This is a genomic window from Oleiharenicola sp. Vm1, from assembly GCF_047777955.1.
GTDB lineage: Bacteria > Verrucomicrobiota > Verrucomicrobiia > Opitutales > Opitutaceae > Didemnitutus.
Genome location: NZ_CP180537.1, coordinates 4,016,202 through 4,040,332, shown reverse-complemented (window position 1 = coordinate 4,040,332; position 24,131 = coordinate 4,016,202). Strand labels below are relative to the sequence as shown.

21 protein-coding genes are annotated in these 24,131 nt (G+C 69.5%); 5 read left to right on the top strand and 16 right to left on the bottom strand.

The window, feature by feature from the left end:
* The first annotated feature begins 17 nt into the window (after window positions 1-17).
* Window positions 18-839, top strand: a complete 822-nt coding sequence (locus tag ACMYLB_RS19340; protein ID WP_415908580.1) for an MOSC domain-containing protein — start codon at window positions 18-20, stop codon at window positions 837-839.
* Between the two features lie 22 nt (window positions 840-861).
* On the opposite strand, the gene ACMYLB_RS19335 is transcribed toward ACMYLB_RS19340, so the two are convergent.
* The 5 genes from ACMYLB_RS19335 to ACMYLB_RS19315 form a co-directional block, all read right to left on the bottom strand.
* Complete coding sequence (locus tag ACMYLB_RS19335) at window positions 862-1,368, bottom strand: DUF2127 domain-containing protein (protein ID WP_415908579.1); 507 nt, start codon at window positions 1,366-1,368, stop codon at window positions 862-864.
* Between the two features lie 109 nt (window positions 1,369-1,477).
* Window positions 1,478-3,676 (bottom strand): polyribonucleotide nucleotidyltransferase, encoded by a 2,199-nt coding sequence (pnp, locus tag ACMYLB_RS19330; RefSeq protein WP_415908578.1) that lies wholly within the window; start codon window positions 3,674-3,676, stop codon window positions 1,478-1,480.
* A 221-nt stretch (window positions 3,677-3,897) separates the two neighbouring features.
* On the bottom strand, window positions 3,898-4,161 hold the full coding sequence (gene rpsO / locus ACMYLB_RS19325) for a 30S ribosomal protein S15 (RefSeq protein ID WP_415908577.1): 264 nt from the start codon (window positions 4,159-4,161) through the stop codon (window positions 3,898-3,900).
* 216 nt (window positions 4,162-4,377) lie between these two features.
* Window positions 4,378-4,758, bottom strand: coding sequence for a DUF721 domain-containing protein (locus tag ACMYLB_RS19320; RefSeq protein WP_415908576.1), 381 nt, complete (start codon window positions 4,756-4,758; stop codon window positions 4,378-4,380).
* 3 nt (window positions 4,759-4,761) lie between these two features.
* Window positions 4,762-5,541 (bottom strand): glycosyltransferase family 2 protein, encoded by a 780-nt coding sequence (locus tag ACMYLB_RS19315; protein WP_415908575.1) that lies wholly within the window; start codon window positions 5,539-5,541, stop codon window positions 4,762-4,764.
* Between the two features lie 112 nt (window positions 5,542-5,653).
* Here ACMYLB_RS19315 and ACMYLB_RS19310 point away from each other — a divergent pair, with 112 nt between their 5' ends.
* On the top strand, window positions 5,654-6,556 hold the full coding sequence (locus tag ACMYLB_RS19310) for a glycosyltransferase family 2 protein (protein WP_415908574.1): 903 nt from the start codon (window positions 5,654-5,656) through the stop codon (window positions 6,554-6,556).
* Between the two features lie 120 nt (window positions 6,557-6,676).
* Here ACMYLB_RS19310 and ACMYLB_RS19305 read toward each other — a convergent pair whose 3' ends face one another.
* The 11 genes from ACMYLB_RS19305 to pyrF all read right to left on the bottom strand — a co-directional run bounded on the left by ACMYLB_RS19305 (window position 6,677) and on the right by pyrF (window position 21,232).
* A complete protein-coding gene (locus ACMYLB_RS19305; protein WP_415908573.1) occupies window positions 6,677-8,779 on the bottom strand; it encodes a glycosyltransferase family 9 protein in 2,103 nt (700 codons plus the stop codon).
* Between the two features lie 129 nt (window positions 8,780-8,908).
* Entirely contained in the window at window positions 8,909-10,663 is a 1,755-nt protein-coding gene (locus tag ACMYLB_RS19300) for an ABC transporter ATP-binding protein (protein ID WP_415908572.1), read from the bottom strand.
* A gap of 17 nt (window positions 10,664-10,680) precedes the next feature.
* Window positions 10,681-11,580, bottom strand: coding sequence for an ABC transporter permease (locus tag ACMYLB_RS19295; RefSeq protein ID WP_415908571.1), 900 nt, complete (start codon window positions 11,578-11,580; stop codon window positions 10,681-10,683).
* Window positions 11,577-12,494: an ABC transporter permease gene (locus tag ACMYLB_RS19290; RefSeq protein ID WP_415908570.1), complete on the bottom strand. Its 918-nt coding sequence runs from the start codon at window positions 12,492-12,494 to the stop codon at window positions 11,577-11,579. Before ACMYLB_RS19290 ends, ACMYLB_RS19295 begins: the two co-directional genes overlap by 4 nt.
* 189 nt (window positions 12,495-12,683) lie before the next feature.
* Window positions 12,684-14,351, bottom strand: a complete 1,668-nt coding sequence (locus tag ACMYLB_RS19285; RefSeq protein WP_415908569.1) for a M28 family peptidase — start codon at window positions 14,349-14,351, stop codon at window positions 12,684-12,686.
* A 67-nt stretch (window positions 14,352-14,418) separates the two neighbouring features.
* Entirely contained in the window at window positions 14,419-15,864 is a 1,446-nt protein-coding gene (locus ACMYLB_RS19280; protein ID WP_415908568.1) for a M28 family metallopeptidase, read from the bottom strand.
* Window positions 15,865-16,032: 168 nt separating this feature from the next.
* Window positions 16,033-17,679, bottom strand: a complete 1,647-nt coding sequence (locus ACMYLB_RS19275; protein WP_415908567.1) for a peptide ABC transporter substrate-binding protein — start codon at window positions 17,677-17,679, stop codon at window positions 16,033-16,035.
* Entirely contained in the window at window positions 17,660-19,273 is a 1,614-nt protein-coding gene (locus ACMYLB_RS19270) for a peptide ABC transporter substrate-binding protein (protein WP_415908566.1), read from the bottom strand. Before ACMYLB_RS19270 ends, ACMYLB_RS19275 begins: the two co-directional genes overlap by 20 nt.
* 20 nt (window positions 19,274-19,293) lie before the next feature.
* On the bottom strand, window positions 19,294-19,776 hold the full coding sequence (gene ispF / locus ACMYLB_RS19265) for a 2-C-methyl-D-erythritol 2,4-cyclodiphosphate synthase (RefSeq protein WP_415908565.1): 483 nt from the start codon (window positions 19,774-19,776) through the stop codon (window positions 19,294-19,296).
* A 7-nt stretch (window positions 19,777-19,783) separates the two neighbouring features.
* On the bottom strand, window positions 19,784-20,470 hold the full coding sequence (gene ispD, locus ACMYLB_RS19260; protein WP_415908564.1) for a 2-C-methyl-D-erythritol 4-phosphate cytidylyltransferase: 687 nt from the start codon (window positions 20,468-20,470) through the stop codon (window positions 19,784-19,786).
* Between the two features lie 63 nt (window positions 20,471-20,533).
* A complete protein-coding gene (pyrF, locus tag ACMYLB_RS19255; protein WP_415908563.1) occupies window positions 20,534-21,232 on the bottom strand; it encodes an orotidine-5'-phosphate decarboxylase in 699 nt (232 codons plus the stop codon).
* A 208-nt stretch (window positions 21,233-21,440) separates the two neighbouring features.
* On the opposite strand from pyrF, the gene ACMYLB_RS19250 reads away from it, so the two are divergent.
* Genes ACMYLB_RS19250 through ptsP form a run of 3 tightly spaced genes read left to right on the top strand, consistent with a single transcriptional unit; the run spans window position 21,441 to window position 24,130 of the window.
* On the top strand, window positions 21,441-22,196 hold the full coding sequence (locus ACMYLB_RS19250; protein ID WP_415908562.1) for a 4-(cytidine 5'-diphospho)-2-C-methyl-D-erythritol kinase: 756 nt from the start codon (window positions 21,441-21,443) through the stop codon (window positions 22,194-22,196).
* Window positions 22,109-22,318 carry a hypothetical protein gene (locus tag ACMYLB_RS19245; protein ID WP_415908561.1) on the top strand — a complete coding sequence of 70 codons (210 nt, stop codon included), beginning with the start codon at window positions 22,109-22,111 and terminating at the stop codon, window positions 22,316-22,318. Before ACMYLB_RS19250 ends, ACMYLB_RS19245 begins: the two co-directional genes overlap by 88 nt.
* 48 nt (window positions 22,319-22,366) lie before the next feature.
* On the top strand, window positions 22,367-24,130 hold the full coding sequence (gene ptsP, locus ACMYLB_RS19240; protein ID WP_415908560.1) for a phosphoenolpyruvate--protein phosphotransferase: 1,764 nt from the start codon (window positions 22,367-22,369) through the stop codon (window positions 24,128-24,130).
* Window position 24,131: the final 1 nt, after the last annotated feature.

The following is a 24,131-nucleotide window of genomic DNA, read 5'->3' as shown; positions in this document are numbered from 1 at the left end:
TTCTGCGGCCATCCGCCATGCTGCGCGTTTCCGGCCTGTTCATCCATCCCGTGAAGTCCTGCCGCGGCATTGCCGTGGCGGCGGCGGAGATCGACGCGCTCGGCCTCGTCGGCGACCGGCGCTTCCTCGTCGTCGACGAAACGGGCAAGTTCCTCACGCAGCGCACGCACGCGCGCATGGCCTGCATCGCGACGGCGCTCGATCCCGCGCGCCTCACTTTGTCGGCGCAGGGCGCGGGGACGGTGAGCGTGCCGCGGGCGTCCGACCCGGCGGCGCCGCTTCGCCCCGTCACGGTCTGGAAGCACAGCGCGCTCCAGGCGGAGGATTGCGGGCCGGCGGCGGCGGCGTGGCTGAGCGAGTTTCTGGGGCTGCGTTGCGCGCTCGTGCGGATCGGGCCGGCGTTCGAGCGCCACGTCCTGAAGAAGGCCGGCCGCCCCGGCGACCTGTTCAGCTTCGCCGACGGCGCGCCGCTGCTGGTGACGGGCGAGGCCTCGCTCGCGGACCTGAACGATCGCATCCGGGCGAACGGCGGCGAGCCGGTGCCGATGGAGCGCTTCCGGCCGAACCTGGTCGTGAGCGGCGGGACGCCGTTCGCGGAGGACGATTGGCCCGTCCTGCGGATCGGCGACGTGGTGCTGCGCGCGGCGGGGAAGAGCGACCGCTGCATCGTCACGACCACCGACCAGCGGACCGGCGAGCGTGGCAAGGAGCCGCTGCGGACGCTGGCCACCTTCCGGCGCGACCCGGTGGAGCCTTCGTCCGTCTATTTCGGGGCGAACTTCATCAACGAGTCGAAGCGCGGCGCCCTGCAGGTCGGAGACGCGGTGGTCGTCGGCTGAGCACGCACCCCGCGCGACCGTCCTACAGGGTGGAGGCTTGCGGCGGCGGCGCCTTCGCGGCGCGGGCGGCGAGCCGGCGCGACTCGCTCAGCAGCCAGACCATGTAGCCGACGATGGCGAGGTTGATGACCAGCGCGGTGACCTTGAACCAGCCGACGTGGTGGACGATCTCGTAGATCTCGATGGGCACGTAGACGGCGCCGCTCAAGGCGGCGACCCATTCCGCCCACCGGCGTTGCCGCCACAGGCCGTAGGCCTCGACGAAGCGGATGGCGGAGTAGAGCGCGGCGAGGCTGGCGAGGAGGACGAGGTGCGTGTTGTTCACGTTGCTCATCGCCTCGATGAAGATGTGCGGGTAGTGGTGCGCGGGGTTCAGGTGCAGCCGCGCCACCAGGTGCTCGGCGAAGTGCGCCTCGTCGCGGCCGAGCAGGGTGAGCAGTCCGAAGCCGACGATGAGGACGATGGCGCCCTTGAACGCCTCGAAGGAGGCGACGATGCGGAGGCCTTTGTGGTGCGAAGGGGCGGACAAGGAGGTGGGAGGGTAGCGCGCGACGCGCCGGCGGCAACAGGCGAGTGCGTCGCCCGGGCAAAGAAAGCCGCGACTCGCGTCGCGGCTTTGAATTCTGATGACCGTGCGATCAGGACTGCGCGGGGGCGTCGGCGGCCGGAGCGGCGGGGGCGGCTTCGCCACCCTGCTTCTGGGCCTCGAGGTCCTTCATCGCGGCCTTGCGGCTGAGGCGGACCTTGCCGGAGCGCTCGTCGATGCCGATGCACTTCACCGTGATCGAGTCGCCGACCTTGACGACGTCCTCGGTGCGGCGGACGCGGAAGTCCGCGAGCTCGGAGATGTGCACGAGGCCTTCCTTGCCCGGGAGGCACTCGACGAACGCGCCGAACTCCTTCGTGCCGGTGACGCGGCCGGTGTAGATCTTGCCCATCTCGATCTGGGCGCCGCCACCGCAAAGGGCGTCGATCTCCTGCACGGCGCGGTTCATCGCGTCGGCGTTGTTGGAGTAGATGAACACCTTGCCGGAGTCGTCCTCGGCGATGTCGATCTGCGCGCCGGTCGTCTCGGTGATGCGGCGGATCGTCTTGCCGCCGGGTCCGATGAGCAGGCCGATCTTCTCGGGATCGATCTGGATCGTCTGGATGCGCGGAGCGTATTTGCTGAGATCCTGGCGCGGCGCCGGGAGGGCGGCGAGCATGGTCTTGAGGATCTCGATGCGCGCGTCGCGGGCCTGGAAGATCGCGGTCTTGGCGATCTCGAAGGGCAGGCCGTTGATCTTGAGGTCGAGCTGGAAGCCCGTGATGCCCTTGGTGGTGCCGGCGAGCTTGAAGTCCATGTCGCCGAAGTGGTCTTCCTCACCGAGGATGTCGGTGATCGTGGTCCACTTGGTGATCGAGCCGTCGGCGGCCATTTCGGTCATGAGGCCGCAGGAGATGCCGGCGACCGGAGCGATGATCGGCACGCCCGCGTCCATGAGGGACAAGCAGCCGCCGCAGATCGACGCCATCGAGGTCGAGCCGTTGGAGGCCATGATCTCGGAGACGACGCGGATGGAGTAGGGGAACACGTCTTCGGGCGGGAGCACCGGGACGAGCGAGCGCTCGGCGAGGGCGCCGTGGCCGATTTCGCGGCGGCCCGGGCCGGTGAAGCGGCCGGTTTCGCCGACGGAGAACGGCGGGAAGTTGTAGTGCAGGAGGAACGACTTGGAGGTCGCGCCGCCGGTCAGGCCGTCCATGTCCTGGGCTTCCTTGGTGGGCCCGAGGGTGGTGATGGCGATGTTCTGGGTGTCGCCGCGCTGGAACATGGCGGAGCCGTGCACGCGCGGGAGGACGCCGACCTGGGCGGTCAGCGGGCGGATGTCCTTCTGGCCGCGGCCGTCGGCGCGGACGCCCTTGGCGAGGACGGTCTGGCGGTAGGCCTTGTATTGCAGGTCTTCGAACACGACGTTCAGGTCGACGTCGGTGAACTTGTCGGCGCCGAGCTCGGCGGTGAGGGCGGCCTTGGCTTCCTCCTTGAGGAGCTTCACGGCGGCGCCGCGGGCGGCCTTTTCCTTGCCGAAGATGGCGTCAGCGATGCGCTGGGCGGGAACGACGCGCTCGATGATGGCGCGGGCCTCGGGCGTGGCGCCGACGAGGGCGAAGGTGGCCTTCGGTTTGCCGCACTGGGCCACGAGATCCTTGATCGCGGCGATGATCGGCTGGATGGCCTGGTGACCGAACTCGAGGGCCTTGATGAACTCCTCTTCCGGCAGCTGGTCGGCCGAGCCTTCGATCATCAGCATGTCTTTCTCGGTGCCGACGTAGATGAGGTCGAGCGACGAGGAGAGCATCTGCTCGAGGTTCGGGTTGGCGACGAACTGGCCGTCGATGAGGCCGACGCGGACGCCGGCGATCGGCCCATTCCACGGAATGTCCGAGATCGCGAGGGCGGCGGAGGCGCCGTTGATCATCGGGATGTCGGCGTCGTTGATCTGGTCGGCGCTCAGGAGCTGGCCGATGATCTGGACTTCATTGAGGAAGCCTTCCGGGAAGAGCGGGCGGCAGGGGCGGTCGCAGAGGCGCGAGGTGAGGATTTCCTTCTCGGAGGGGCGGCCTTCGCGCTTGAAGTAGCCGCCCGGGAAACGGCCGGCGGCGGCGTATTTTTCGCGGTAGTCGACCGTGAGGGGGAAGAAGTCCTGGCCGGGGCGCATGTTCTGCGCGACGCAGGCCGTGACCATGAGGTTGGTCTCGCCGACGGTGACGATGACGGCGCCGTTGGCGAGATTGCCGATCGAGCCGGTGGAGAACTGGATCCCGAGACCCGGGACCGTAACGTTGTATTTCTGATTCATTTTTCTGACTTCGGATGGGCTCCGCCGAAGCCGCGGATGCGCGGCGGCCGGAGCGAGGGTTCGAACGATTTTCCGTTTCCGTTCCCCCTGAATCAGCTCCCGAGATATTTCGGATTGCGGTCCCAGCGGCGGCTGGGGCGGCAAGCGGAAATGTCCCGGTAAACTGGACTCGAGGTGAACAAAGGGCGGCCCGACGGTGGGCCGCCCTTCGTGAAAGCGGGTTACTTGCGGAGGTTGAGCTTCTGGAGAAGCTCGTTGTATTTGGCCAAGTCCTCGCGCTTGAGGTAATCAAGCAGCTTGCGACGGCGGCTGGCCATCTGGAGAAGGCCGCGGCGGCTGTGGAAGTCCTTGCGATGCGTGCGCAGGTGCTCGGTCAAGTGATTGATGCGAGCGGTGAGCAGCGCGATCTGGACGTCGCTGGAGCCGGTGTCCTTCTCGTGGGTTTTGAACTGGGCGATAACTTCTGACTTAACGGGTTGTGACATGGTTTAGGTTGTTGATGGCGCGGTCATTTTTGGAGGCTTTCGCCTCGTGCCGCCCGCTTTTGGAGGGCCGGCGGCACCGTTATCCGTCCGGTTGCCCGGACTGACCGTGGTGGGAGCCCGCGACCAGCGGGCTCTCACTAACGCAAGGCGGCATTAACTAAATCGGCCACGGCGCGTGCAAGCGTTAATTTTCGCGGCCCGCGCCGGCCGTTTCGCCTATCCTGCGCGCAGCGTAAGTCCCTTGATGCCATCGCATCCCGGCAGCTTCCGGAGTTTTTCGAGAATCTGGAGGCGATGGTGAAAGAGCTCGTTGCGGACCACGGCGTGCGAAACCAGGACCAGCAGTTGACCGCGCTCGACGACCACCGGGTGCGAGTAGGCGGCGTTGGGGGCGCCGACCAGTTCGACCCATTTCTCGCGGATCGAGTGTTCGAGCGAGTCGTGGCTGATCCGGTATTTGACCAGCAGCTCGTCGATCAGCGCGCCGAGGTCCTGGGTCTTGCGCGGACGCGCCTTGCTCTCGTCCTCGGGCAGGCCGCGAAACGAGGCGATGAGGTTCTCGACCTCGTGGCTGAACTCTTTGGGCTCCTTCGCCATCGCCTATTTCGGCTGGGAGCGGTGCTCGTGCTCGAAGAGCCGGCTGTAGCGGACAAAGGCCCCGAAGGCCGTCGCCCAAGCGATGTAGAAACCCGGGAAACCGTCGAGAAAGCCCAGCCGCAGCACGTAGGCACGGAAAAACCGCCACGCCGGCCGGAACACCGCGGCGCCGATCGAGAAGCGCCCGCCCTTCGCCAGCTGCTGCTGGAGGAAGAGGTCGGCGAACGGGTTGATCTTGGCCACGTGGCTGCTGAGGGTCGGGAACGAGTAATGGTGCAGGTCGCCGCGGAGCGTCGCGACGGCCCCGTCGACCTTCATGTGCTCGTGCACGAACTGGTCGCCGCCCCACCGGCAATGCGCGCGGTTCACGAGGCGGGTGTTGTGATCGGGATACCAGTCGCCGTGCGTGATCCAGCGGTCGATGAACCAGACCTTCCGCGGAAAGCGCGCGGCGCGGAACTTCCGGTCGTCGCCCCGCGCGAAGAAGGCCTCGATCTCCGCCCGCAACGCCGGCGAGACCTCCTCGTCCGCGTCGAGGCACAGCGCCCAGGGCTGCGTGCAGCGGTCGAGCGCCCAGTTCTTGGTGTCGCGGTAGCCCCGCCACTCGGTCTCGAAGACCAGCGCGCCGTGCCGCATCGCCACCTCGGCGCTGGGGTCGGACGTGTTGTTCAGCACCACGACGATCTCCGCGGTCCAGCCCCGCACGCTTTCGAAGCAGCGCGGCAGGTTGTGCGCCTCGTTGCGGGCGATGATGGAGACGGAAAGGGGGAGTGGTTGGGACACGGTCGGTCGCGAGCAGGACACATCCGCCGGGCCAAGGCAACGCGGACGATGCGCGCTCCGCCCCGGCCAAGAAAGGGTTTACTTCACCGGACTCCCGGCGAAGCTGCGCCGGATGTCCGTCGCCATCGTCATCCCGGTGCTCAACCAGCTCGCCTACACGCAGGGCTGCGTGCGCTGCCTGCAGCCGGACCTTGCGGCGGGCGTGCAGGTGATCGTGGTCGACAACGGCTCCACCGACGGCACGCGCGAGTGGCTGGCCGCGCAACCGGCGCTGACCGTCATCCGCAACGAGCAGAATCGCGGCTGCGCGCCGGCCTGGAACCAGGGCATCGCGGCCGCGGGAATCTTGCGTAATGCGCCGGATTCCCCCGCCCCGGGCCAGGAGTCAATTTTGCGTAATACGCAAAATTGGCCGGCCGGGACGGATGCTCCGGAGTGGGTGGTCGTGCTCAATAACGACGTGCGCCTCCCCGCCGGCTGGCTGGCGGCGCTGCTCGGCGCGGCGGAGCGGCACGGGCTCGACATCGCCTGCCCGGCGATGCGCGAGCGCGACGCGAACTACGATTTCGAGAGCTACGCGCGCGATTTCAGCGCGAAGCTCGGCGGCGTCGTCCGCCGTGGCGGGGCGCACGGCGTCTGTTTTGCGGTGCGGCGGGCGGTGTTCGCGCGGATCGGCGGCTTCGACGAGGCGTTCCGCATCGGGCAGTTCGAGGATGCGGACTTCTTCCGGCGCGCCCGGCAAGCGGGCTTCCGCACTGGTGTGGTCGGTGCGTGCTTCATCCACCATTTCGGCTCCGTGACGCAGGACGCGCTCAGCGACACCAAGAAGCAGCGGCCCTACGAGGCGGAGAACCGCGCCTATTTCCGGAAGAAATGGAAGCTCGGCTGGGCGCGGCGCCGCTGGGAAAAGGCGGCCGACGGGCTGCGCGCGTGGTGGTGGCGCACGACCGAGCGCGCGCGCTTCGGGCACTCGCTGCACGAGAAGTGGGACGGCGAGCGGCTGCGGTTTTATTGAGTGGGACCGGCTTCAGCCGGTCCTAAATTCCCGCAGCGTTCGCACCGAGCGAAGGACAACCGTCGCCGGGCGACGGGAGTATTCACTGGGTCGGCTGAAGCCGGCCCTACTTCACAGCTCCTACTTCACAGCTGCGCGCACGGCGGCGAGCACCCGTTCGACCGGGAGGTTGCGCACGCAGTGGTTGTGATACGAGTCCTCGGGCGTGCACTGGCCGGGTGAGACGCAATTCACGCACGGCAGCGGCGGCTGGAGGGTGACGTGGCCGGAGCCGACCGGTTGCCAGAGGTGCATCGGCTGCGAGCCGAAGAGAGCGATGACGCGCGTGCCGACGGCGGCGGCGACGTGCATCGGGCCGCTGTCGTGGCAGACGAGGGCCGGTGCGGCGGCGAAGAGCGCGGCGAGTTGCGTGACGCTCAGGCGCTCCGCGATGCGCACGGCGGGGGATTGCAGGTGGCGGAAGATCTCGTCGACGGTGTCCTGTTCGCCCGGGCCGGCGATGAGGGCGGTGGTGAGACCGAGTTCGGCGTGCAGCGTGTCGATGACGCGCGCGTAGTTTGGCGGCGGCCAGATGCGCCAGGGGCTGCGCGAACCGGGGTGCACCAGCAGGCGCGCGCCGCGCAGCAGCGCGCGCGCGGCGGCGACCTCGGCGGCGCGCGGCACGAGGCGGGTTTCGTGCGTGGCGATGGGCACGCCGACCTGGCCGAGCACGTGCAGGTAGAGATCGGTGATGTGTCGGGTGTCGAGGAACTCCCGCGGCAGCCGCACGGCCGAGGTGTAGAAGCCGGCGAGGTGCAGCCGCTCGCCGTGGCGCACGGTCGCGCGCACGCCGGCGCCGGTGGCGCGGGCGATGACGGCGGTCTTGTCGCGGTTGTCCAGGTCGAGCACGTGCGTGAAGCCCGCGCGCCGCATCCGCCAGAGGAAGGCCGGCCAGGCTGCGGCCGACTGGGGGAAGAGCCAGCGTTCGTCGACGTCGGGGTTCAGCTCGAGGATCGGGGCGTAGGCCGGTTCGCAGAGCACGCCGAGGCGCGCGGTGGGCCAGTGCAGCCGCAGATTCCGCAGCAGCGAGCCGAGCAGCACGATATCGCCGAGGTAACGGCGGCGGATGACGAGGACGTGCGGGGCGGCGGGCACGCCGGGGATGTTGCGCGGCGGCGGCGCCGGGCGGCAATCCAACTTTGCCGGGCTAGAACAGGTTCGTGCGCACCCCGCCCGCCTCGGGCCAGAGCGCGAGCGCGGTGCGGCGCTTCTCCAGCGAGCGGCCGAGGTTCTCCAGCGGCCGCTGGACGGCGTGGCGCACCCGGCAGGCGAGGTGCCAGGGGAAGGCAGCGCCGGCGCGCCGGCGGGGAGCGTGAGCTCGGGCAGGCGCTGCGCCGCCTTGCGCAGGTAGTGCGTCGCGCGGAACTGGACCAGCCGGTAGTCGAATTCGCCCAGGCCGGCAGCGGCGCGTTTCTCGGGCGAGTCGAGGAACTGCGCCACGAGCTGGAGCGTCTCGAGCTGGGCCGCGGCCTGGCTGTGGTTCACGTGCGACTGCTGCGCGGCGTGGCGGCGGAAGGCGACCAGCGGCTCAGGCGTGTAGGCGAGGTCGCCGTGCTCGAGCAAGTGCAGCCACAGCTCGAGGTCGACGAGCTGGCGGAAACTCGGCGAGAAGCCGCGGGTGAGGGCGGCGCGGCGCAGGAGCACGGCGCTCGGCTCGCCGACCAGGTTCTGGTTGGCGAGGAAGCAGCGGCCGATGACCGCGCGGCCGTCGTGCCGGCCGGGACGGCGGAGCGGGTTCCAGAGGTCGAGCGGGCGCGAAGTCTCGTCCATGACGCGCCGCGCGCACGTGGCGAGCGCGGCGTCCGGGTGCGCCTCGAGCAGGGCGACGAGCTGCGAAATGGCGTGCGCGGAGTTGAAGGCGTCGTCGCCGAACAGGAATTTGACGTAGACGCCGCGCGCCTCGCGCAGGCACCAGTTCCAGTGTGCCACCATCCCGAGGTTGCGCGGCTGCAGGACGACGCGGACGCGCGGGTCGCGGCCGGCGATGCGGCGGATCACGTGGGCCGACTCGTCGGGCGAGGCGTCGTCGCTGACGAGGATCTCGAGGTTCGGGTAATCCTGGCGGAGGGCGGACGCGAGCGCCTCCGGCAGGAAACGCGCGTAGCGGTAGGTCGGGATGAGGAGGCTGACGAGCGGGGCGTGTGGTGGCGGCGCGGCCGGTGGACGGAAGGCGGGAGGATTCACGATCTCCTCCGGACCCGGCGTCGTCGTCGCGGTTCGGGCGGCGGCGGCGGCTCCGGGATGAACCCGGCGCGGCCTGTCGCGGCTTTCCCGAGTAACGGGATGGCGCGGCGAATTTCGGGACGGCGCGCGTCAGCGCGCGGACTCGGTGCCCGCCTGGCGGTCGTAGAGCGACTTGTAGAGCGCGTTGCCGGCGTAGAGCGCGGCGTGGTCGCCCTGGGCGACGACGCGGCCCTGGTCGAAGACGAGGATCATCGAGGCGTCGCGGATGGTGCTGAAGCGATGCGCGATGATCAGCACGGTCTTGCCGACGACGAGGTGGCGGAGGGCGTCCTGCACGGCGGCCTCGCTGTCGGAGTCGAGCGCGCTGGTGGCCTCGTCGAGGATGAGGATGGGCGCGTTGCGCAGGAAGGCGCGGGCGATGGCGAGGCGCTGCTTCTGGCCGCCGGAGAGCAGGGTGCCGCGTTCGCCGACGACGGTGTCGTAACCCTGCGGCTGCTTCTCGATGAATTCGTGGGCGTGCGCGGCGCGCGCGGCGGCGATGACCTCGTCGCGCGTGGCGCCCTCGCGGCCGAGGAGCAGGTTGTTGAAGATGGTGTCGTTGAAGAGGACGGGCTCCTGCGAGACGAGGGCGATGTTGCGGCGCAGGTCGGCGAGGCGCAGGGCGCGGACGTCGGTGCCGTCGATGGTGACGCGGCCGGCGGCGACTTCGTAGAAGCGCGGCACGAGGTTGGCGAAGGTGGTCTTGCCCGCGCCGCTGGGGCCGACGAGCGCGCAGACGGTGCCGGCGGGGATGCGGGCGGTGACGTGCGAGAGCGCGGCGTTGTCGCCGTAGGAGAACGACACGTCTTCGAACGCGAGGTCGCCGCGCAGGCGCGACACGGCGACGGGCGCGGCGGGGTCGGCGATGGTGATGGGTTCGTGGAGGACGACCTCGAGGCGATCGAGGGAGGCTTCGCCGCGCTTCATCTCGCTGTTGAGCGCGCCGATCTTCTTCACCGGCTCGTAGGAGGTGTAGAGGGCGCTGATGATCGAAATGAAGGTCGCGAGGTCGACGCCGCTGCCGTAGGCGTAGACGAGGGTGAAGGCGATGCCGCCCGCGGAGATCACCTCGATGGCCGGCGTGAGGGCCTGGGCGTATTTCGTGATCTTCATCTGCGCCGTCACGAGCGCGGCGGTGCCGGCGCCAAAGCGTTCGGTCTCGCGTTTTTCCAGGCCGAAGGCGCGCACCTCGCGGGCGGCGGCCAGGTTCTCGGAGAAGTGCGACGTGAGGTGGCCGAGGCGCGACTGCATGTCGGCGGCGCGCTTGATGACCTTCTTGCCGATGAACCGGATCGGCAGGACGACGAGCGGCACGGCGGCGAGGCAGACGAGCATGAGCACGACGCCCTGGGAGGTGTAGGCGAGGTAGCCGACGGCGAAGATCGAGCCGATGAGCGTGGCCGGCTGCTTGATGCCGTCGTTTGCGAGCTGCGTGAGCGTGAACTGGAGCTGGGCGGTGTCGGCGAGGCCGCGCGAGATGAGGTCGCCGGTCTGCTTGCGCTGGACGAAGGAGAGCGGGAGCAGCTGGAGTTTCCGGAAGTAGTCGAGGCGGATCGCCTCCAGGATGCGCACGCCGGCGTATTGGGTGTAGTAGCTGTTGAGGTAGCCGGTGACCGCGCGCAGGAGGAAGACCATCGGGATGCACGCGGCGATCAGCACCACCGTCGACATCGGCAGGGCGCCGCCCTGGCGATCGAAGATGGGCGGGAAGACGTATTTCACCAGCAGCGGGATGCCGGCGCCGCTGGCCAGGCCGTAGAGCACGCCATAGCTGATGGCCTTCGCGATGGGGCCGCGGACCTGCTTGAGGTAACCGAAATACGGGCGGAAGCGGCGGACGTTCATGGGCGCGGCGGAGAGGGTTAGTCCTTCGCGGCGCGCACGTCGAGTGCGTCGCGCAGGCCGTCGCCGAGGAAATTGAGCGAGAAGAGCGTGAGCGAGAACACGCCGCCGGGGAAGACGAGCAGCCACCAGAATTCCTCCATCTTCTCCGCGCCATCCTTGATCAGCGTGCCCCACGAGCTCATCGGCGGCTGCACGCCGAGGCCGAGGAAGCTGAGGAACGCCTCGAGCAGCATCACGGCGGGGATGGTGAGCGTGGTGTAGACGATGATCGGCCCGAGGATGTTCGGAATCATGTGGCGGAGGACGATGCGGGCGTTGCCGTAGCCGAGCGAGCGGGCGGCCTCGATGAATTCCATTTTCTTCAGGGCCATGACCTGTCCGCGGACGATGCGTGCCATGGTGAGCCACTCGACCGCACCGATGGCGACGAAGAGCAGGATGATGTTCCGGCCGAAGATCACCATCAGCAGGATGACGAAGATCGTGAACGGCAGGGCGTAGAGGATGTCGACGATGCGCATCATGACCGCGTCGACCTTGCCGCCGTGGTAGCCCGCGGCGGCGCCGTAGAGGACGCCGATGGTGAGCGCGACGAAGGTGGCGCTGAGTCCGACGCCGAGCGAGATGCGGCCGCCGTAGAGCATGCGCACGAGCAGGTCGCGCCCGAGCGTGTCGGTGCCGAGCCAGTGCTGCGCCGAGGGCGGCGTGGCGCCGAGGTCGAGGTTCTGGTCCTGGTAGGAGAGGTTGAAGAACAGCGGCCCGGCGAGGCAGAGCACCGTGAGCACGAGCAGCGTCACGCCGCCGCAGACCGCGAGCCGGTTCTTCTTCAGGCGATGCCAGGCGTCCGCGCCGAGCGAGTGGCCCGTTTCTTCGGGCGCGGCGGCGGGAGCGGAGGCAGCGGGCGTGACGGCGCTCATTCGAACTTCAGCTTCGGGTTGAGCCAGACCTGCGCGATGTCGACGAGCAGGTTCATCACCACGAGCAGGCCGCCGTAGAGGATGACGGTGCCGAGCACCAGGGTGTAGTCGCGGTTGAAGGCGCTGTTCACGAACTCGCGGCCGAGGCCGGGGATCTGGAAGATGGTCTCGATGACGAACGAGCCGGTGAGGATGCCGGCGACGGCGGGTCCGAGGAAGGACACGACCGGCAGCAGGCCGCCGCGCAGGGCGTGCCGGAAGACGATGCGCGCCTCCGAGGCGCCCTTGGCGCGGGCGGTGCGGATGTAGTCCTGGTGCAGCACTTCCAGCATACCGCCGCGCGTCAGGCGCATGATGTAGGCGGCGTAGACGAAACTGAGCGTCAGCGCCGGCAGGACGCGGTCGGCCGGCCCATACCAGCCGGAGACGTTGAGCCAGCGCAGGTAGATGCCGAAGGCCAGCGCGAGCAGGGGGCCCATGACGAAGGTCGGGACGCACACGCCGGCCATGCCGATGCCGCTGCAGACGTAGTCGAGCCAGGTGTTGCGGCGCACGGCGGCGAGCACGCCGAGCGGGAGTCCGAGCGCGAGCGCGACGAGCAGCGCCCAGGCGCCGAGCTCGATCGAGACGGGCAGCTTCTCGGCGATGATCTCGTTGACCGTGCGGTTGGTGTATTTGAACGACGGGCCGAGGTCGCCCTGCGCGAGCTTGCCGAGGTAGGTGAGGTATTGGCGCCAGAGCGGCTGATCGAGGCCGTAATGGGCCTCGAGGTTCTTCAGGATCTCGGGCGGGATCGCCTTCTCCGCGGTGAACGGCCCGCCCGGGACGAAGCGCACCATGAAGAACGTCGCCGTGATGATGAAGAGGATCACGGGAACCGTCTGCAGCAGGCGGCGGAGGACGAAGCGGAGCATGGGCGAAGGACGGTAGAAAGAGGACAGGGGATGGCAGACGGTGGCCAGACGGAAAAATTTGCTGGAGACCTCTGAAACAAGAAAAGCAGGGCCCACGGAATACACCGAACACACGGAAGGAATCTTGCTGCTCGGAGCTTCTGTGTGGTCCGTATGTTCGGTGGGTAATTGAGCCGGCTGGAGCCGGCCCTACTGCTGCGGCTTCATCATCGCATCGCGCTTGGCCTTGAACTCGTTGCCGGCGCGCCATTGCGGCCAGGTGTCGCCGTTGGCGATGCGCAGGCCGACCTCGACGAGGAAGGCGGTGTCCTGCGCGGCGCCCTCGAAGGTCCAGTCGGGCTGCACCTCGTCGCTCGGCTTGTGGTAGCGGTTGGCGATGTAGTCCTTCACCTGCTTTTCGGCGAAGTCGTCGGGCTGGCCGATGTAGCGGCGGCCGTTCTTCGGGTAGTAGGAGGGCACGCCGACCTTCGCGAATTCGAAGTGGTCGCTGCGGTAGTAGGAGCCGAATTCCGGATGCGCCTCGGGGCCCATGGTGCGGCCCATGGCCTTCGCGACGGCGACGCCGATGTCGTCGATCGTCGAGGCGCCGAAGCCGATCGTCGTCATGTCGCTCGTCGGGCCGAACTGGTTCGCGCCGTCGATGTTAATGTTCGCGAGCGTCTGGGTGAGCGGGTAAAGCGGGTTCTCCGCGTAGTAGCGCGAGCCGAGCAGGCCCTTTTCCTCGGCCGTGACGGAGAGGAACAGGACGCTGCGCTTCGGCCGCTTTTCCGGCGGGAGCTTCGCCATGAGCTCCGCGATCTCGAGCAGCACGGCGCAGCCGGCGGCGTTGTCGGCGGCGCCGTTGTAGATCTGGTCGCCGGGCAACTTCGGGTCGCGGCCGAGGTGGTCCCAGTGCGCGGAGTAGATGACGAACTCGTCCCGCAGCTTCGGGTCGGAGCCGGGGAGGAGCGCGACGACGTTGCGCGAGGCGACGTTGCGGAGCCGGTTCTCGACCACGAACGAGGCCTTCGTGCCGAGCGGGATCGGGCGGAAGTCGCGGCGCGCGGCGGCCTGCTTGGCCGCCTCGTAGTCGAGGCCGCACGAGGCGAAGAGGCGGCGGCCGGCGTCGTGGGTGAGCCAGCCCTGCATCCCGACCTTGCCGGCGTTCTGGTCCAGCGCGCTGATCTCGAAGTTCTCGCGCGCCCACGAGCCGGTCACGACGGCGAACGGATACGCGGCCGGGCCGGTCTCGTGCACGATGAGGCACGCGGCGGCGCCCTTGGCGGCGGCGATCTCGTATTTGTAGGTCCAGCGGCCGTAGTAGGTCATGGCCTTGCCGCCGAAAACCTTCGGGTCGAGCTCGCCGGTCTGCGGGTCGGTGACGGGCGGGTCGTTGATGAGCATGACGACGGTTTTGCCGCGGACGTCGACGCCCTTGTAGTCGTCCCAGCCGAACTCGGGTGCGACGACGCCGTAGCCGACGAAGACCACGTCGCTGTCCTTGGCCTCGACGCGCGGGGCGATGCGCGCGGTGACGCCGACGAAGTCGTTGATGTTTTCCATCGGCGTGGTGACGCCGTCGCGGACGAACGCGAGCGTGGGGGCGGACGTGATGCCGACGAGCGGGGCGTTCTGGAGGAAGCCGCCCTCGGGGTTGCCGGGCGAGAGGCCGAGCTTCTGGAATTCGCCCACGAGGTAGGCGACGGTCTTGTCCTCGCCCGGCGTGCCGGGGGCGCGGCCCTCGAATTCGTCGGACGCGAGGACCTTCGTGCGTTCGAGGATGCGCGCAGCGGAGGCCGGGTGGAGGAGGGGCTCGGCGGCGGAGGCGCTCGCGGCGGCGAGGAGCAGGCCGAGGAGGACGGGACGGGGCAGGGGCATGGTGGTGTGGTGGGAAGAGAGGCGGGGGCGGGTCAGCCCGGCGGGCGGAGCGCGAGCGCGCGCGCCGTCACTTCGCCGGGGCGGCGGCCCGGAGCGAGGCGTCGCGCACGGCCTTGAACTCCGTGCCGGGTTTCCATTCAGGGATCGTGTCGGCGTTGGCGACGCGCAGGCCGAGCGCGAGGAGGAATTTCGCGTCGGCCGCGGCGCCGCCACAGGTCCAGTCGGAGCGGACCTCGTCGGAGACCTTGTGGTAGTCGTTCACGAGATACTGGAGGCGGAGCTTCTCGCCGGTGCCGGCGGGAGCGTCGAGGAAGTCGACGCCGGAGCGGACGAAGAACGCGGGCACGCCGACCTTGGCGAACTCGAAGTGGTCGCTGCGGTAATAGTAGCCCTTCTCGGGCTCGGAGTCGGGACGCAGCACGCGGCCCTGGGCGCGGGCGATCTCGGCGGCGTAGTCGTCGAGTGTCGACGGGTTGCGGCCGACGACCTCCAGGTCGCGCGTCGGCCCGTAGGCGAGGTTGGCGTCGAGCGGCTCGATGTTGAGGTTGGCGACGGTGCGCGCGAGCGGGTGCAGCGGGTTGCGGGCGTAGAACTGCGAGCCGAGGATGCCCTTCTCCTCGTAGGTCGGGGCGAAGAACAGCAGCGAGCGGCGCGGGCGCTCGGCGGCGGGCAATGCGGCGGTGACCTGCGCGATCTCGAGCATCATCGCGACCGAGATGGCGTTGTCGGCGGCCCCGTTGAGGATCTGGTCGCCGGCGAGCGCGGGATTGCGGCCGTAGGCGTCCCAGTGGGCGGAGTAGACGACGAACTGGTCGCGGAGCTGTGGATCGGAGCCGGGCAGCAGCGCGACGACGTTGCGGGAGGCGACGCTGCGCACGGTGTTGGCGACGGTGACGTGGGCGCGGGCGTGCAGCGGCACGGGGCGGAAGTCGCGGCGCGCGGCGGCGGCCTTGAGCGTGGCGTAGTCCTGCCCGGCGGCGGCGAAAAGGCGGCGCGCGGTGTCGAGCGTGATCCAGCCTTCGACGGCGACGCGCTGCTGGCTGGCGGCCTCGGAGCCGACGTCGAAGGTCTCGCGGCCGGAGCCGGCGGCGATGACGGCGAAGGGATAACCGGCCGGGCCGGTCTCGTGGACGATGAAGACGGCGGCGGCGCCGCGGTCGGAGGCGCTCTCGAACTTGTAGGTCCAGCGGCCGTAGTAGGTCATGGCCTTGCCGCCGAAGATCGCGTCGTCGAGCCGACCGGTCTGCGGGTCGGTGATCGGCGGGTCGTTGATGAGCATGACGACGGTCTTGCCGCGGACGTCGACGCCCTTGAAGTCGTCCCAGCCGAACTCCGGCGCGGTGATGCCGTAGCCGACGAAGACCACCTCGCTGTCCTTCAGCTCGACCTGCGGCTGGCGGCGGCGCGAGAGCGCGATGAAGTCGAGGCCGACCTGCGGCGCGAGCGTCTGCCCGCCGGCGGTGAAGGTGAGCGCGGATTGCGAGGTGAGGCCGGTGCTCCGGACCTCCTGCACGTAGGTGCCGTCGGGGTTGCCGGGCGAGAGGCCGAGCTTCTGGAACTCGGCGACGAGGTAGGCGACGGTCTTGTCCTCGCCTGGCGTGCCGGGGCGCGGCCCTCGAATTCGTCGGACGCGAGGATCTTCGTGCGTGCGAGGATGCGCGCGGCGGAAGGCGCGGGGGTCTCAGCGGCGAGGGCGCTCGTGCAGGCCAGCAGTGCGAACAGGCGGAGGGGAGCTTTCATGCGAAAGGGTGACGTCGAGAAAGAAGCGGTTCCAGAGCGGGTCCTGGCGCCAGCCGGAGACGCGCGGCGCGACGAGGTAGTCCTGGGCGTTGAAGTAGAGCGGCACCACCGGGAGCTCCGCCAGCAGGATCTCCTCCGCCGCGCGGTAAAGCGCGAGGCGACGAACCGGGTCGGTTTCGCGTTCCGCGCGGCGGACGAGGTCGTCGTAGCGGGCGTCGCTCCAGCGCGGGAAGTTGCCGCCGGCGCCGGTCGCGAGTTCGCCGAAGAGCGCGGCGGCATCGTCGTAGTCGGGGATGGCGGGCATGAGCGCGATGGCGAAGTCGCCGGCGATGACGGCGGCCATGTGGACCTTGCCCTCGCGCTGGACGATGGCGGTCTCGAGGCCGAGCTCGTGGCGCCACATCTGCTGCACGGCCTCGAGGATGGCGGGATTCACGTTCCACGCCGCGAGCTCGAGCCTGGGGAAGCCCCGGCCGCCGGGAAAGCCGGCGTCGGCGAGCAGGGCGCGCGCGGCGGCGGCGTCCGGGCGGAGCTGCGCGGCGCCCGTGTAGCCGCCGAGGCCGGGCGGGATGAAACTGAGCGCGGGACGTTGGGCGCCGCGGAGGACGCTGCGCACGAGCGCGTCGCGATCGAGGGCGAGCGCCAGGGCGCGGCGGACGCGGGCGTCGTTCAGCGGCGGGCGGGTGGTGTTGAGGACGAAGTAGCGCGTCTCGTGCAGCGGCTGGCGGCGCAGGACGGGGGCCTCGTAGCTGGGGAGCTTGGTGAACGGGACGGCCATGGTGATGTCGACCTGGCCGGCGCGGAAGGCGCGCTCCTCGGTGTCGCCGCTGTCGTAGATCTGGTAGCGCACGCCGGTGAGGCGGATGCGGTCGGCGGCGCGGTAATGCGGGTTGCGCGTGACGAGGAGGTGCTGGCCCTTGCGCCACTCGGCGAGGACGAACGGGCCGTTGCCGACGTAGCGCCCCGGGGCCGTCCACGCGCCGTCGCGCGCGGCGGCGCCGCCGAATTTTTCCACGGTCGCCGGGTGGACCGGCAGCCACGGGCCGCTGGCGGCGAGCGCGAGGAGGTGCGGTGCGGGCTGCTCGAGCGTGAGGACGAGCGTGCGGGCGTCGGGCGCGGCGACGCCGATCGCGGCGGGATCGGCGAGCTCGCCGCGGTAGAAGGCACGGGCGTTTTTCAGGACGAAGAACAGCTGGGCCTTCGGCGCGCCCAGCGCCGGCGTGAGGGCGCGGCGGAAGGAATAGACGAAGTCCGTGGCGGTGACCGGGTCGCCGTTGGACCAGCGGGCGTCGGCGCGCAGGTGGAAGGTCCACGTCAGGCCGTCGGGCGAGGTTTCCCAGCGGGCGGCGACGCCGGGGAGCGGCGGCTCCTCGTTCGGGCTCGGGACGACGAGGCCCTCGGCCAGCGAGCGGACGAGGAAGAATTCGTCCGGCAGCGTGGCGAGGTGCGGATCGAGCGTCGCGGGCTCGTTGCGCTGGCTGAGGCGGAGGAGTTGTTCGGCCGGGGCGGGCGCGTCGCGGCGGCATCCTCCCCACAAGGCGCAGAGCGCGAGGAGCAGGAGCGCGACGTTACGGCGCGAGGGACACATGCCGATAGTCCATGTGATCCATCGGATTTGGCAACCACCCCTTCACCGACGGCGAGCACAGGTAGACGTGGGTGTTGAAATAGACCGGGATGCAGGGCGAGCCCTGGAGCATGACGAGTTCGGCCTGCTGGAGGAGCCGGGCGCGGGCGGCGACGTCGCTCGTGGTCATCGCGCGGTCCATCAGCGCGTCGTAGTCGTGGCTGGCCCAGCCGGTGTGGTTGTTGCCGGCGTCGCTGCGCCAGAGGTCGAGGAAGGTGGTGGCGTCGAGGTAGTCGCCGACCCAGTCGCCGAAGAGCAGCTGGTAGTTGCCGGTGCGGCGGTTGGCGAAGGCGACCTTGTATTCCTGGTTCACGATCTGCACCTCGATGCCGAGGTCGCGGCGCCACATTTCCTGGATGGCCTCGACGACGAGGCGGAGGATCTCGGAGTTGTTGTAAGTGATCTCGACGGGCGGGAAGCCCTTGCCGCCCGGGTAGCCGGCCTCGGCGAGAAGTTTCTTCGCGGTCTCGAGGTCGCGCGGCGGGAGCGCGGGCACGGGGTAGTCGGGCGTCTCGGGCGGGACGAGCGAGGGCGCGGGCCGCTGGCCGCCGCGGAGGACTTTTTCGACGATGAGCGTGCGGTCGATGGCGAGGGAGAGCGCGCGGCGGACGAGCGGGTTGTCGAGCGGCGGCTTGCGGGTGTTGGCGCGGAAGAAATACGTGCTGAGATACGGATCGATGCGCAGCGATTCGGGCATCGACTGGCGGTAGCTGCCGAGTTTCGAGAGCGAGAGGCTGTAGGTGAGGTGCAGCTGGCCGGCGCGGAAGGCGCGCTCCTCGGCGTCGACGCTGTCGGTCGGGTAGAAGACGATGGCGTTCAGCTTCACGTGCTCGCGGTCCCAGTAGGTCGCGGATTTCTCGACGACGAGGCGCTGGTGCGAGGTCCACTCCTTGAGGTGGAACGGTCCGCTGGTGACGATGCGCTCCGGCGTGGTCCAGGCGGTGCCGCGGCGGTAGGCGTCGCCGACGGCGGCGATGGCGCGGACGTTGACCGGGCGCCAGGGCGAGTTGAGCAGGACCTGGAGGAAATACGGCGCGGGGGCGGTGAGGTGGACGACGAGCGTGCGGGCGTCGGGTGCGGCCAGGCCGACGGCGGAGAACGGGGCCTTGCCCTTGTTGAAGTCCTCGGCGCCGCGGACCATGTAGAGCATGTAGGCGTAGTCGGCGGCCAGCGTCGGCGTGAGGATGCGCTTCCACGACTCGACGCAATCCGACGCGGTGATCGGCTCGCCATTGGACCACCGGGCGGTGGGGCGCAGGTGGAAGGTGTAGGTCAGGCCGTCGGGCGAGACGTCCCAGCTCTCGGCGATGGCGGGGACGGGCTTGAGCGTGTGCGGGTCGAAGCTGACCAGCGGCTCGAAGAGCGCGTGCAGGACCTTGGCTTCGCCGATGCCGGTGACGATGTGCGGGTCGAGATCGCTCGGCTCGGAGCCGATGCTCATGTGCAGCGTGCCGGTGCGGTTGCCGATCTGGACCGGCGTCTCGCGCTTCGCGCAGGCGGCGGCGAGGAAACAGAGAACGCAGGACAGAAGACCGAGGACGAGGCGGCGGGGCATGAGCGTGGAGGAGGGGAAAATCAGAGGCGCTCGATCAGCGCGACGGCGTGGGCGGCGATGGCGAGGCCGCGGCCGATGTCGTCGCTGCCCTCGTTGGTGGTGGCCTTGAGGCCGATGCAATCCACGGGCAGGCCGGTGGAGCGGGCGAGGGCGGCCTTCATTTCGGCGAGGCGCGGGGCGATCTTCGGGCGCTCGGCGATGAGCGAGGCGTCGAGGTTGGCCGGCTTCCAGCCGCGCTCGTGCAGGGCGGCGACGACGCGCTGGAGGAGCAGCTGCGAATCGGCGCCCTTCCAGCGCGGATCGGTGTTGGGAAAGAAGTGGCCGATGTCGGGCAGCGCGGCGGCGCCGAGGAGGGCGTCGCAGATCGCGTGCGTCAGCGCGTCGGCGTCGGAATGGCCCTCGAGGCCGAAGTCGCAGTCGAAGGTCACGCCGCCGAGGACGAGCGCGCGGCCCTTCACCGTGCGATGGATGTCGTAGCCGTGGCCGATGCGGAAGGAGGACATGCCGCGCTCAGCTTTCCGCGGGCAATTCGCGGAGGAGGAATTCCGCGTAGGCCAGGTCCTGCGGCGTGGTCAGCTTCGGGTTCGGGTGCGGATTCTCGAGGAGCGCGACCGGGTGCTTGAGCAGCTCGACGGCGGCGGCGTCGTCGGTGAGGCGCTTCTTCTTCTCGGCCGCCTTGGCGTAGGCGCGGCAGATGAGGTCGCGGGAGAAAACCTGCGGCGTCTCCATCGCCCAGAGCTGATCGCGGTTGAGCGTGCGCAGCATGCCCTCGCCGTGGTGTTCCTTGATCGTGTCGGTGACGCGGTGCGCGAGCACGACGGCGTCCTCGCGGCGGACGATCTTGTGCAGGGCGACGAGCTGCTCGGCGCGGACGAGCGGCCGGGCGCAATCGTGGATGAAGACGTATTTCACGTCGTCGGGCAGCTCGGCGAGGGCCGCGGCGACGGAGTCCTGGCGTTCGGCGCCGCCCGGGACGAAGAGCGTGGGCGTGGGCGCGTAGGACGAGAGTTCGACCATCTGGCGCTGGTCGCGGTAGGTGACGACGAAGAAGTCGACCACGCCGCTGCGGTAGAACGTCGCGGCGGAGTGGGCGAAGACGGCCTTGCCCGCCAGCGGGGCGAGGATCTTGTCGGCGACGGTGCCGGCCATGCGGCGGCTGCTCCCGGCGGCGAGAAGGATGGCGGCGGTGCGGCTCATGGGGTAAAAGCTGAGAGCTGAGAGTCTAGAGTTGAGAGTTCACTGACCGGGAAGTGAGACCGGTCAGGCGCCGTGAAGTTCGGCGAGGATGCCGCGGGCGGCGGCGGCGGGATCGGCGGCCTTGAGGATGGGGCGGCCGACGACGATGTAGCTCGAGCCGGCGCGCGCGGCGTCGGCGGGCGTCATGACGCGTTTCTGGTCGTCGCTCCCTTGCTCGCTGGCCGGGCGGATGCCGGGCGTGACGAGTTGCAGGTGGGCGGGGAGCGAGGAGCGGAGAAGGGAGACTTCGAGCGGCGAGCAGACGAGTCCGCGCAGGCCGCTGTCGGCGGCGAGGCGGCCGAGGCGGGCGACCTGCTGCTCGGGCGCGCCGGCGACGCCGATCTCGGCGAGGCCGGTCGCGTCCATCGAGGTCAGCACGGTGACGCCGAGGAGGAGGAGTTGCGGATTGCTCTTCTGCTGCGCGGCGACGGCGGCGCGCATCATCTCGCCGCCGCCGGCGGTGTGGAGCGTGAGCATCTTGATCGGCAGCGGGCCGAGCGACTCGACGGCCTTGGCGACGGTGTTGGGGATGTCGTGCAGCTTCAGGTCGAGGAAGATGTCGAAGCCCATCCCGGCGACTTCGCGCACGTAGTTCGGGCCGTAGGCCGTGAACATCTGGAGGCCGATCTTCACCCAGCGGAGCTGGCCGCGCAACTGGCGGAGGATCGGAGCGGCTTCTTCGCGCGTGGGAACGTCTAGGGCAAGGATCAGGTCGCAGGGCATCGGGTGCGGAGCGGGGGAACCACTAATGGACACTAACGGGCGCGAATCAAAGAGAGAATTCACCGGAGGGGCCGAAGGGCGCGCGTGGGGCGGGTGACGGAGAACGGAGGGCCGAGGACGGAGGACGGAAGCCGAAGCGCGGCAGGGGGCCGGGGCGAGTTTTGGCTAGGAGGCGCGGCGGCGTTGTGCCTGACTGGGGACGCGCGCGATGAGTGTCACCGTTTTCAGTCCGGCGAAGATCAACCTGTTCCTGGCCATCACGGGCCGGCGGGCGGATGGCTTTCATGACCTCGTGTCGGTGGTGGCGCCGCTGGAGTTCGGTGACGAACTGGTGACGGAGCCGGCGGAGGGCGGGCGGTTCACGCTCGCCTGCGATGCAGCCGACGTGCCGACCGATGCGACCAATTTGATCATCCAGGCCGCGCAGCTCTTCGCCGCCACAACCGGCTGGACCGGCGGGGCGCGGTTCCGCCTGACGAAGCGCATCCCGATGGGCGCGGGGCTCGGCGGCGGCAGCAGCAATGCCGTGGCGGCGCTGCGTGCGCTCGACCAGCTCGCCGGCGGCATCGCCGGCGCGGCGTCGCTCGAGGCGATGGCGGCGCGGCTCGGGTCGGACTGCGTGCTGTTCCTGCGCGCGGCGCCGGTCGTGATGCGCGGGCGCGGCGAGCGGGTGGAGGACCTGCCGCCGGCCGCGGCGGCGCGCCTGCGCGGGCGCCGCGTGCTGGTGTTCAAGCCGAGCTTCGGCATCGCGACCCCTGGGCCTACGGGCGCCTGGTCGCGCGCGGGACGGATTACCTGCCGGCGGCGGAGGCCGAGGCGCGGCTCGCGGCGTGGCTCGCGGGCGGCGCGCCGGCGGAGGCGGTCCTGTTCAACAACATGGAGCCGGCGGCGTTCGAGAAATTCGTCGCACTGCCCGTGCTGTTGCAGGAATTGCGCGACGCGTTCGGCCTCGCGCCGCGGATGAGCGGCAGCGGCAGCGCGTGCTTCGCGCTGCTCCGCGACGACGCGGAGGCGGCGCCGGTCGTGAGCCGGATCCGCGAATGCTGGGGGCCGGCGGCGTGCGTCTTCGAGACGCGTCTCCGCTAGTTACGCATTGACCGCGTTTCGCGCTGCTTCGTTAATCAGCGGACACGCATGGACGCCCGCGGCAAAACCGAGACCGTGATCCGGGGCATCGCCGCCTCGCGCGGCATCGCTTACGGGCAGGTGTTTCTATACCTGCAAAGCGAGCTGGAGATCCCGCGGTATCAAGTCGACCCCGCCAAGCGCGTGCAGGAGATCGCGCGGTTCGACCAGGCGCTCGTCACCACCCGCCAGCAGATCGCGAAGATCCAGCAGCAGGTGCGCAAGAATCTCAGCGAGGAGGAGGCCCTGATCTTCGATGCGCACCAGATGGTGCTCGAGGACCAGGCGCTGATCGGCGAGACGATCCGCGAGTTCGAGACCACGGGCCTGAACATCGAGACGTGCTTCAACGCCGTCGGGCAGCGCTACATCCAGGCGTTCTCGGAGATCGACGACGAATACCTCCGCGAGCGCGCGGCCGACATCAAGGACGTCACGCGCCGCGTGCTCCACGTCCTGCTCGGCCAGTCGGCGGTCAACCTCACCGAGCTGGTGGAGAAGCGCATCATCGTCGCGCGCGACCTCTCGCCGTCCGAGGCGGCCGGCATCGACCGCAGCGCCGCGCTCGGCATCGCGACGGACGGCGGCAGCCGCACCAGCCACGCCGTCATCGTCGCGCGCTCGATGAAGATCCCCGCCGTCGTCGCCGCCCGCGACCTGACGAAGCGCGTGCAGGACGGCGACTGGATGATCGTCGACGGCTACGAGGGCATCGCGATCCTGCACCCGACGCAGGCCACGCTTTTCCGCTACGGCAAGATCCAGAAGGAGAAGAGCTCCTTCGAGTCGCGCCTGCTCGCGGCCAACGAGCTGCCCGCCGAGACGCTCGACGGCGTGCGCGTGACGCTCCGCGCCAACATCGAGAAGGCCGACGAGGTCGCGCTGGTGCGCCAATACCGCGGCGAGGGCGTCGGCCTCTACCGCACCGAGTATCTCTACCTCAGTTCGCACCACCTGCCGAACGAGGAGCAGCAATACGCGAACTACCGCGCGATCGTGGAGGGCCTCGCGCCCGCGCCGGTGACGATCCGCACGCTCGACATCGGCGGTGACAAGCCGCTGCCCGGCAACCCGGAACTCATCGGCCCGGAGGCGAACCCCTTCCTCGGCTTCCGCGCCATCCGCATGTGCCTGGAGAACCCGGAGCTCTTCAAGGAGCAGCTCCGCGCCATCCTCCGCGCCAGCGCGCACGGCAAGGTCGAGATCATGTATCCGATGATCGGCTGCGCCGAGGAGCTGGAGCGGGCCAACGCCCTGCTCGCCGAGGCCAGGGCCGAGTTGAAGGCGCGCGGCCAGGCCTGCGACGACCAGGTGCGCGTCGGCACCATGATCGAGATCCCGAGCGCCGCGCTCGCGGCCGACACGCTCGCGCCGCACTGCCAGTTCTTCAGCATCGGCACCAACGACCTGATCCAATACCTGCTCGCCATCGACCGCGGCAACAACCGCATCGCCCACCTCTACGACCCGACGCACCCCGCCGTGCTGCGCGTGCTCAAGCAGGTGATCGACGCCGCCCACCAGTTCAGACTGAAGGTCAGCGTCTGCGGCGAGATGGCCGGCGACCCGATCTACGCGCCGCTCCTCGTCGGTCTCGGCGTCGACGAGCTGAGCATGACGCCGCCCCTGCTCCCGGCGGTGAAGTATCTCGTCCGCGCCATGAAGTTCAGCGAGGCGCAGAAGCTCGCCACCGACTGCCTGGCGCAGACCGACCCGAAGAAGACCGCCGCCCTCGTCGAGGCGTTCTACGAACAGCACGTCGGCGCGGAGTAGC